This is a genomic window from Streptomyces sp. NPDC126497, from assembly GCF_040302425.1.
Taxonomy (GTDB): Bacteria; Actinomycetota; Actinomycetes; order Streptomycetales; family Streptomycetaceae; genus Streptomyces.
In genome coordinates, this window is the sequence record NZ_JBEORT010000080.1 from 23092 (window position 1) to 31592 (window position 8501).

At 74.9% G+C, this 8501-nt stretch carries 7 protein-coding genes and 1 pseudogene; 2 read left to right on the top strand and 6 right to left on the bottom strand.

Annotated elements, in window-relative coordinates; genetic code table 11:
• Positions 1–41: 41 nt before the first annotated feature.
• The 4 genes from trkA to ABTY20_RS26610 form a co-directional block, all read right to left on the bottom strand.
• Positions 42–1355 carry a Trk system potassium transporter TrkA gene (gene trkA, locus ABTY20_RS26595; protein WP_351999581.1) on the bottom strand — a complete coding sequence of 438 codons (1314 nt, stop codon included), beginning with the start codon at positions 1353–1355 and terminating at the stop codon, positions 42–44.
• A 149-nt stretch (positions 1356–1504) separates the two neighbouring features.
• On the bottom strand, positions 1505–2803 hold the full coding sequence (locus ABTY20_RS26600; RefSeq protein ID WP_351999582.1) for an HRDC domain-containing protein: 1299 nt from the start codon (positions 2801–2803) through the stop codon (positions 1505–1507).
• A gap of 208 nt (positions 2804–3011) precedes the next feature.
• Positions 3012–3671, bottom strand: coding sequence for a helix-turn-helix transcriptional regulator (locus ABTY20_RS26605; RefSeq protein WP_351999583.1), 660 nt, complete (start codon positions 3669–3671; stop codon positions 3012–3014).
• A 276-nt stretch (positions 3672–3947) separates the two neighbouring features.
• Positions 3948–4631, bottom strand: coding sequence for a DUF3000 domain-containing protein (locus ABTY20_RS26610; RefSeq protein WP_351999584.1), 684 nt, complete (start codon positions 4629–4631; stop codon positions 3948–3950).
• A 129-nt stretch (positions 4632–4760) separates the two neighbouring features.
• On the opposite strand from ABTY20_RS26610, the gene hemE reads away from it, so the two are divergent.
• Both hemE and ABTY20_RS26620 read left to right on the top strand, forming a co-directional pair.
• Positions 4761–5855, top strand: coding sequence for a uroporphyrinogen decarboxylase (gene hemE / locus ABTY20_RS26615; RefSeq protein WP_351999585.1), 1095 nt, complete (start codon positions 4761–4763; stop codon positions 5853–5855).
• A 102-nt stretch (positions 5856–5957) separates the two neighbouring features.
• Complete coding sequence (locus tag ABTY20_RS26620) at positions 5958–7985, top strand: SpoIIE family protein phosphatase (RefSeq protein ID WP_351999586.1); 2028 nt, start codon at positions 5958–5960, stop codon at positions 7983–7985.
• A gap of 33 nt (positions 7986–8018) precedes the next feature.
• On the opposite strand, the gene ABTY20_RS26625 is transcribed toward ABTY20_RS26620, so the two are convergent.
• Together ABTY20_RS26625 and ABTY20_RS26630 are read right to left on the bottom strand one after the other, a co-directional pair.
• Positions 8019–8360, bottom strand: coding sequence for an SAV_915 family protein (locus tag ABTY20_RS26625; protein ID WP_351999587.1), 342 nt, complete (start codon positions 8358–8360; stop codon positions 8019–8021).
• A 3-nt stretch (positions 8361–8363) separates the two neighbouring features.
• Positions 8364–8501 (bottom strand): annotated as a pseudogene (locus tag ABTY20_RS26630) (ectoine hydroxylase); the annotation flags it as partial.

The following is an 8501-nucleotide window of genomic DNA, read 5'->3' on the forward strand; positions in this document are numbered from 1 at the left end:
CAAACGCCACCGGCGCCGGCGCGGCGACGCGTACGGCGGCCTCACAGGTCGTGCTCGATCGCGGGGACGCGGTCGGGTTCGGTGAGGACGACGACCCGGTCCCCGGGCCGCAGTTCGTCCTTCCCGTCCGGGAAGAGCACGGCGCCGTCGCGGACGATCGCGCCCACCCCGGCTCCGGGGAGCGCCTGGACCGGACGGTGCGCGAACCGGCTGCCGGGCCGGACGGTGACGTCGAGCACCTCGAAGCGGTCGTCACCCAGCATCGCCATCTGGCGGGTGCGCTCGTCGAAGGTGAAGCGGGCCATCTTCTCGGCGGTCTCGTCGCCCGGGTCGATCGTCACGTCGACGCCGACGGCCTCGAAGACCCCGGCGGCGGCGGGGTCGTCGAGGACCGTCAGCGTCAGTCCGATCCCGTGCAGCTTCGCGAGCACCGCCGCGTGCAGGTTGCGCGAGTCGTCCCCGCCGGCGAACACCGCCGCCCCCGCCGTACCGATGCGCTCACGGCTCAGGAACGCCGGGTCGGTGCCCGTCGCGTGGAACACCCGCGCCCGGTCGAGCGAGGCGGCGGCCGCGCGTGCCCGGCCCGCGTCCGGTTCGACGATCCGCAGGCGGACGCCCCTGCCGAGCAGCACCCGGGCGACGGCCGTCCCCATCCGTCCGGCGCCGAAGAGCACGACGTCGTCGACGGGGCCGGCCCCGGTGACCAGACGGCTCCAGGCGCGCGCCGCCGCGGGGGACGCCATCGTGATGAGCCAGTCGCCGGGCCGCACCACCTCGTGCGCGGCCGGTACGGTCCAGCTCCCCTCGCGCACCAGGGCGACCACCCGGGACGCCGCGGGCAGGCCCGCGTCGCGCAGGGGGCGGCCGGCGAGCCACGACGCCTTCGCCCCGCGGACGTCGACGCCGAGCACCACCACCTCGCCGTGGACGAAGAAGTCCACGTGCCGGGCGCCCGGCACCTGCAGGACGCGTTCGACGGCGCTCGCGGTCTCGAAGGCCGTCGAGACGAGGAGGTCCACATCGAGATCACCCGCCCGCCAGGCCTCCAGGTAGTCCGTCCCGGTGGCCCGTACCACCGTCCGCGCCGACGACAGCCGGCGGGCGAGCATGGCGGTCACCAGGTTGACCTCGTCGCGCGAGGTGCACGCCAGGACCAGTTCGGCACCGGCCACGCCGGCTTCCAGGAGCGTCTCGCGCCGGGTGCCGCTGCCGTGTGCGGTCCGCACGTCGTAGGCGTGCGACACGGCCTCCAGACGCGTCCGGTCGATGTCGATCACCGTGCACTCGTGGGCCTCGGAGAGCGACTTGACCACGGTGTGACCGACCTGGCCCGCACCCACCACGACGACTCGCATGCCGGCATCGTGGCACGCGGGCGGGCGTCCGCCCGGCACCCCGCACGCCTCGCGGCGGGGCGGGGGGCCACGGCCGCCGGCCGCGCCGGTCCGGCCGCTGCCCGGACGCGGTCACCCCCGCCGGGAGCGCCGCGGCGTCCGCCCGGGCCTCAGGCGCCCCGGTCGGTGCCGGAGGCCAGCGCGGTGACCAGGACCGGCGTCACCTGCTCCACCTGCCAGGCCCGCGCACCGTATCCGGTCAGCGCCGCGGCGACCGCCCGGGCGTCGGCCGGCTTCGGCGGCTCCCAGCACACCCGTCGCACCGTGTCCGGCGCGATCAGGTTCTCCGGCGGCATGTTCAGCCGCTCGGCCAGCGCGGCGACGCCCGCCCGCGCCGCGGACAGCCGTGCCGCCGCCGCCGGGTCCTTGTCGGCCCACGCGCGCGGCGGCGGGGGGCCGGTCACCGGCTGGCCGGGCTGGGGCAGCCGGTCCTCGCCCAGTGCCTTCGCCCGGTCGACGGCGGCCTGCCACTGTTCCAGCTGACGCCGCCCCACGCGCTGCCCGAACCCGTTGAGCGCGGCCAGGGCGTGGAGGTTGGCCGGCAGGGCGAGCGCGGCCTCCACGATCGCCGCGTCGGAGAGCACCTTGCCCGGGGAGACGTCCCGGCGCTGCGCGATCCGGTCGCGGGTCTGCCACAGCTCCCGCACGACGGCCATCTGCCGGCGCCGGCGCACCTTGTGCATGCCGGAGGTGCGCCGCCAGGGTTCCTTGCGGGGCTCGGGCGGCGGCGCGGAGGCGATCGCGTCGAACTCCTGCCGGGCCCATTCGAGCTTGCCCTGCCGGTCCAGCTCCTTCTCCAGTGCGTCGCGCAGGTCGACCAGGAGCTCGACGTCGAGGGCGGCGTAGCGCAGCCAGGGCTCGGGCAGCGGGCGGGTGGACCAGTCGACGGCGGAGTGGCCCTTCTCCAGGACGAAGCCGAGCACGTTCTCGACCATCGCGCCGAGCCCGACCCGGGGGAACCCGGCGAGGCGTCCGGCCAGCTCGGTGTCGAACAGGCGGGTGGGCACCATGCCTATCTCGCGCAGGCAGGGCAGGTCCTGGGTGGCGGCGTGCAGCACCCACTCGGTGCCGGAGAGCGCCTCGCCCAGAGCGGACAGGTCGGGGCAGGCGACGGGGTCGATCAGCGCGGTCCCGGCGCCCTCGCGGCGCAGCTGGACGAGGTAGGCGCGCTGGCCGTAGCGGTAGCCGGAGGCGCGCTCGGCGTCCACGGCGACGGGGCCGGTGCCCGCGGCGAAGGCGGCGACCGCCCGGGCGAGGGCGTCCTGGTCCGCGATCACGGGCGGAATGCCCTCGCGGGGTTCGAGCAGGGGGATCGGCGCCTCCGTAGCAGAAGAGCCGCCGTCGTCCGGAGGGGCGCCTCCGGTGGTGCGCAGTGAACGGTCTGCTGCGGTGTCGTGGGCGTCGGTCACCTGTCAAGGGTATCCGTGCCACGAAGGCGCCCGTCGACGGTTGTGGTCCGTGACGGGCGCCGGTGGGTCCTATTCGGTCAGAAGGGTGAAGGATCGTGCGCGCGGGCCCGTGGGCGGGGCGGGGGACGGACGGGCAGGGACGGTCGACGAGGGGTGGTCAAGGGGGCAAGAAGGGCGGTCAAGGAGGCAAGGAGGGGGGTCGAGGGGGTCAGTGGATGATGCCGGTGCGCAGGGCCACCGCCACCATGCCGGCGCGGTCGCCCGTGCCGAGCTTGCGGGCGATGCGGGCGAGGTGGCTCTTGACGGTCAGCGCGGACAGGCCCATGGAGACGCCGATCGCCTTGTTCGACTGGCCCTCCGCCACCAGTCGCAGCACCTCGACCTCGCGGCCGGACAGCTCCCGGTAGCCGCCCGGGTGGCTCGGGGCACCCGGGGGGCGGCGGTGCAGACGGGCGGCGGCGCCGAGGGGGGCGGCGCCCGGGCGGGCGGGGAGCCCGAGGTTGGTGCGGGTGCCGGTGACGACGTATCCCTTCACTCCGCCGGCCAGCGCGTTGCGCACGGCGCCGATGTCGTCGGCGGCGGAGAGGGCGAGGCCGTTGGGCCAGCCGGCCGCGCGGGTCTCGGAGAGGAGGGTGAGGCCGGAGCCATCCGGCAGGTGGACTTCGGCGACGCAGATGTCGCGGGGGTTGCCGATGCGGGGACGAGCCTCCGCGACGGACGAGGCCTCGATGACATCGCGCACACCGAGGGCCCACAGATGGCGGGTGACGGTGGAACGGACGCGCGGGTCGGCCACGACCACCATGGCGGTCGGCTTGTTCGGGCGGTAGGCGACCAGGCTTGCGGGCTGCTCGAGGAGAACGGACACCAGGCCTCCTGGGGTGCGGGACGGGGCCGGCTCGTGGGGTGAAGCCGGGACGAACCGTGCTTTCAAGGTCACAGTCGTCTTCGGCAATAAACCTGATGTCCTTTAACGAATGATCACGAAGTGATGAGTAACAATCCGGGCAATTCGGACGCACGATCGATCATTCGAAGACCGAACGGTTTCGGTCTGCGTCGCAACGCTTCCGAAAGTGGTCGTGTCGACAAAGAGATGGCCGCCGGTGACCGTCGGTGACCCCGCCTGGAGCCCCGAGGGGGCTCAACGCGACTGCGGCCCCCTCCGCTGCGGCAGCGTCACCACGGACGCGTCCCCCGGGGCGGCCGGCGGCAGCCCCGCGACCTGCGCCAGCAGATCGGCCCACGCGGCCAGGTGCGCGGCCGTGTCCGGAACCCCGCCCAGTCCCTCCCGGGGCGTCCAGGAGGCCCGGATCTCGATCTGCGAGGCGGAGGGGCGCGCCGACAGCCCGCCGAAGTAGTGGGAACTCGCCCGCGTCACCGTGCCGCTCGGCTCGCCGTACGTCAGCCCGCGCGCCGCCAGCGCGCCGGTCAGCCAGGACCAGCACACCTCCGGCAGCAGCGGGTCCGCCGCCATCTCCGGCTCCAGCTCCGCGCGCACCAGCGTCACCAGGCGGAAGGTGCCCCGCCAGGCGTCGTGCCCGGCAGGGTCGTGCAGCAGCACCAGCCGGCCGTCGGCCAGGTCCTCCTCGCCGTCGACGACCGCCGCCTCCAGCGCGTACGCGTACGGGGCGAGCCGCTTCGGCGCGGGCGCGGCGTCCACCTCGATCTGCGGCCGCAGCCGGGCGCCGCGCAGCGCCTCGACGGCGGCCCGGAAGGGCGGCGGGGGAGCGCCCCCCGCACCTCCCTGCCCGGGGCCCCCTCCGGTCTCCCTCCGCTCGTCCATTCCGCCAGCGCCGTCCGACAGTCGTCCCTGAGCCGCAGCCATGCGGGGAAGATTAAGCGGAACGGGCCCCCGGCGCAGGGAGGGACACCCGCGCCGCCCGGGGGTGTCCGGATCCCGCTCCGCCCACCCTGAGGTCCGGGCGCGCCGACGGGGCGTGCGAGACTTGCCGGTGTGAGTGCCAACGCGAGCCCGACGGGCCAGACGCCGACCGCGACCCCCGAGCCCACCAGGAACGACGCAGTCCGGGAATCGGCCTTCCTCAAGGCGTGCCGCCGCGAACCGGTGCCGCACACGCCGGTGTGGTTCATGCGGCAGGCCGGGCGCTCACTGCCGGAGTACCGCAAGGTGCGCGAGGGCATCGGGATGCTCGACTCCTGCATGCGTCCCGAGCTGGTCACCGAGATCACGCTCCAGCCGGTGCGCCGCCACCGGGTCGACGCGGCGATCTACTTCAGTGACATCGTCGTCCCGCTCAAGGCCATCGGCATCGACCTCGACATCAAGCCCGGCATCGGCCCGGTCGTCGAGCGGCCCGTGCGCACCCGCGCCGACCTCGCCCGGCTGCGCGACCTCGCCCCCGAGGACGTCCCCTACGTCACCGAGGCGATCGGCATGCTGACCCGCGAGCTCGGGTCCACCCCGCTGATCGGCTTCGCCGGCGCCCCGTTCACCCTCGCGAGCTACCTCGTCGAGGGCGGCCCGTCCCGCACGTACGAGAACGCCAAGGCGATGATGTACGGCGACCCGGAGCTCTGGGCCGACCTGCTCGACCGCCTGGCCGACATCACGGCCGCGTTCCTGGAGGTCCAGATCGAGGCCGGCGCCTGTGCCGTCCAGCTCTTCGACTCCTGGGCCGGCGCGCTCGCCCCGGCCGACTACCGGCGCTCGGTGCTGCCGGCCTCGGCGAAGGTGTTCCGCAAGGTCGCCGGCCACGGAGTGCCGCGCATCCACTTCGGCGTCGGCACCGGCGAGCTCCTCGGCCTGATGGGCGAGGCCGGCGCGGACGTCGTCGGCGTCGACTGGCGCGTCCCGATGGACGAGGCCGCCCGCCGCGTCGGCCCCGGCAAGGCGCTCCAGGGCAACCTGGACCCGACCGTGCTGTTCGCCGGCCGGGAGGCCGTCGAGACGAAGGCGCGGGAGGTCCTGGAGACGGCCGCCGGTCTGGAGGGCCACATCTTCAACCTCGGCCACGGCGTCATGCCGTCCACCGACCCGGACGCCCTGACCCGCCTCGTGGAGTACGTCCACACGCGCACCGCGCGCTGACCCACCGCGCACGCGCCCCGCGCGCGTCGGAACCCGGGGGCGGGGTACTGGGCACACGTTGCCCGCCACGTTCGCTCCCGGGTACGGGCAGGTGGAGGCCCCATGAGGCTCGAGATGTTCGACCCCGCCCCGATCGGCGTCGTCTTCACGCAGGGGCCGGAACACCGGCTCGCGTACATGAACGCCGTCTACCGGGACACCTTCGGCGACCGCCCGCTGGGCCGGACGGTCCGCGACGCCTTCCCCGACCTCGCGCAGTCCGGCTACTTCGACATCTTCGACCGGGTCTTCGCCACGGGCACGGCCGAGGTGCTCACCGCCGTGCCCGTCGACCTGACCTACCCCGGCTCGGCGGCCGGCGGGACCCGCTACTTCTCGTTCAGCATCTCCCACGCCACGATGAGCGACGGCCGGCCCGGCGTGCTCGGCGTGATCGTGGAGGTCACCGAGCAGGTGACCGGCGCGGAACGGATCCGCGTCCTGTCCGAGGAGCGCCGCCGCGCGCTGCAGCGCTACCGCAGTCTGGTGGACGCCGGGTCCCAGGTGGTGTGGGTGACCGGCCCCAGGGGCGGGGTGACCGAGCCGAGTCCCGGCTGGCAGCGGGTGACCGGGCAGAGCTGGGAGGAGTTCCGCGGCGACGGGTGGATCGACGCCGTCCACCCCGACGACCGCGCCGCCGCCGTCGAGTCGTGGCAGCGGGCGCTGGACGAGCAGGCGCCCCGCTGGACCCACACCTACCGGCTGCGGCTGGCCGCCGGCGGCTACCGGCACTTCGCCGTCGACGCCGCGCCCGTGCGCGACGGGGACACGGTGATCGAGTGGGTGGGCACCTGCGCGGACGTCGAGCAGGAGTGGCAGGAGACCCGCCGGGAGGAACTGCTGGCGCGGGCCGCCACCGCCACGGCCGGCATCGTACGGCTGGACGAGATGCTCACCGCCCTCGCCGACGTGATCGTCCCCGCCATCACCGACACCTGCACCGTCTACCTGCTGCCGCACGTCCTCCACCGCCCGCCGGGCACCCCCCTCACCGCCGAACGGGTCGCCGCCGTCACCCGCCCGGGACTGCCGGACCCGCCCCCGCACCGCGAGCAGCACCTGGAGCCCGGCAGCCCGCTGGCCCGCGCCGCCGACCGGCGCAGCCCGCTGCACGCCGTCTTCCCGCCCGGTGACCCCCCGCCCGGTCTCACCCCGCCCGACGGCGAGTCCTGGCTGGCCGAGGACGCCAACAGCGTCGTCCTGTTCCCCGTCGTGGTCGACGGCACCACCGCAGCCCTGGTCACCGCTTCCGTCAGCGGCGACCGCCCGCCCCTCGGCCGGGCGGAGATCGACCTGCTGAGCGCGCTCCTGGAACGGACCCACGTCCCCCTCCGCAACGCCCTGGAGTACCAGCGCACCCGGCAGGTGGCGCTGGCCCTCCAGCGCAGCCTGCTCACCGATCCGCCCGACGTGCCCGGCCTCGACATCGCCGTCCGCTACCGGCCCAGCACCGCCGCCGCCGAGGTCGGCGGCGACTGGTACGACTCGTTCGTGCTGCGCGACGGCGCCACCGTCCTCACCATCGGCGACGTCTCCGGCCACGACCTGCCCGCCGCCGTCACCATGAGCCAGCTGCGCAACATGCTCCGCGGACTCACCCTGGACCGCCAGGAACCGACCGACACGATCCTGCGCCGGCTGGACATCGCCGTGCAGACCCTCTACCTGGAGTGCACCGCCACCTGCGTCCTGGCCCGCGTCGAACGCCCGGACTCCGGCGGCCCGCGGCTCCACTACTCCGTCGCCGGGCACCCGCCGCCCCTGCTGGTCGAGGCGGACGGCGGTACGCGCTTCCTGGTCGCGGCCCGCTCCCCGATGCTCGGGCTCGACCCCGCGCCCGAGTACGCCAGTGCCGTGGAGCCGCTGCCGCCGGGCTCGACCCTGCTGCTGTACACCGACGGGCTGGTGGAGCGCCGCGGCGAGGACCTCACCGTCGGCCTGGAGCGGCTGCGCCGGCACGCCTCGGCCGCCGCCGGACGCCCGCTGGAGGCCTTCTGCGACGCGCTGCTCGCCGGTCAGCTGACCGTGGACAACGACGACGACGTGGCCGTGCTGGCCCTGCGCCTGCCCGCCTCCTCCCCGGCCGGGTGAGCGGTGCGCCGGCCCGGCCGGCCCGCGTCCCGGTCACCGTCGCCGCTGCGTGTCCTCCCGCGGCCTCCGCGGGGGGCTCGCCGCGCGTGGTGGCCGGAGCCGGCGGGCCGACGCCCGCGGGTCGACGACGAGAGCGCATCCCAGGGGCGAGGTGAGGGAGCGCAGCGCGGCGGCGGAGAGCCTGATCCAGTGGTGGTCCCGGCCGAGGGTCGCCAGCAACCGTACGGAGGTGGTGAAGGCGACGGCCGTGCGGCGCCCGGAGGGAGTGCGGAAGAAGCAGGTCACGAAGTAGTCGCGTTCCGGACGGACGGGTACGTACAGCGGACCGTCCGGTACGTCGGGTGCGGTCCCGGGGCCGCTTCGGGGATCCGTCACGCTTCACCTCACCGGGGTGAAGTCCCGGGCTCCGATGAACTCGGGACGTCGGACCGGGGCCGCGAAGGGTTCGACCGCCGTGTTCTCCACGCTGTTGAAGACGATGAAGACGTTGCTGCGGGGGAAGGGCGTGATGTTGTC